Annotated in this window: 1 protein-coding gene; it reads right to left on the bottom strand. The window is 74.4% G+C overall.

Annotated elements, in window-relative coordinates:
* Positions 1 to 1248 (bottom strand): hypothetical protein (locus AOK18_RS29285; RefSeq protein WP_240503360.1); only part of this gene is annotated, 1248 nt, incomplete at both ends.

Raw genomic sequence — 1248 nt, 5'->3', positions numbered from 1 at the left:
ACATGACGGAGTGGAGGAAGCGCCACGCGGCCGCCCGCGAGCAGGACGAGAACGGCGACTACCAGAAGGCGCTGGACCTGGTGATCGGCGGCGAGGGGGCGACCGGCGAGTGCTTCGACGGCGTCGACGGGAGCGATCACCAGGTCCAGCGCCTTCTGGTAGTCGCCGTTCTCGTCCTGCTCGCGGGCGGCCGCGTGGCGCTTCCTCCACTCCGTCATGTTGCTCACGGCGGCGGCCACCGGCTTCCGGCCGCCGTCGTCGTCCGCGAGTTCGCCGGCCCGGGCGAGGTGCCCGGCGAGGGCCTCCATGTCGTGCTGGAAGTCGTAGTCGTAGGCGTCGTACGCCTTCTCGCCGACCTTCGTCGTCTCGGCGCCGCGGGCCACCAGGGTCAGGTTCTCGTTGCCGCGTGCCTTCAGGGAGGCGATGCGCGCCTCGTGCAGCACCCCGAGCGAGCGGACGCCGTGCTCGTAGGAGCCGTTCAGTCCCGAGCGGGCGAGGCCGTGGCCGGCGGCCAGCCAGAGCAGCACGACCGCCGCCGCGGCGGTGGCCGCGACCAGACCGGGGTTGAACACCCGATGGGTGCGCAGGTACGTACGGCGCTGGGCCCAGGCGAGCGCGGCGAGGGCGACCGCGCCGAGCGCGATCGCGGCCCACGGGGGAGAGGTCGCGTCCGCGTAGTCGGCGTCGAGGCGCCCGGTCTCCCTCGTGTAGAGGTCCTCCGCCGCGGGGAGCATCTCCTCCTGCATCTTCTCGTTCGCGTACCGCAGGTAGGCACCGCCCACCGGGTAGCCCTGGCGGTTGTAGGTGCGGGCTCGCTCCACCAGGCCCTTGTACTCGGGCAGCAGCCGGTTGAGGTCGGTGATCGTCGCCGCCGACGAGGAGCCCGGCCGGGTGTTGGCCGCGGCGTTGACGAGTTTGGCGGCGGCGGTGCGGATGCCCTGCTCGTACCGGTCCCGGGAGGCGGCGGTCTCCTGACCGCCCGCCAGGAAACCGCTGGAGGCGGCCGTGTTGGCGTCCGCGAGGGAGCGGTAGATGTCGGCGGCGTCCGAGGCGAGCGGCCGGCTGCCGGTGAGGACGTCGTCCGCCGCCGCGGCCCGCCCGGCCGTCTGCCAGGCGGCGACGGTGCCGAAGGCGACGACGAGGGCGGCGAGGACCGCGCCGATGATCCTGAGGCGGCCGGGTTCGGTGGCGGCGGCCTCGCGCAGCCGCAGGGCCCCCTCGGCGAACGCCGTGCGCCGGGGCGCCGCC

Origin of the sequence: Streptomyces prasinopilosus (assembly GCF_001419695.1) — a bacterium.
Taxonomy (GTDB): domain Bacteria; phylum Actinomycetota; class Actinomycetes; order Streptomycetales; family Streptomycetaceae; genus Streptomyces; species Streptomyces prasinopilosus.
This window is presented reverse-complemented; position numbering and strand designations above follow the sequence as displayed.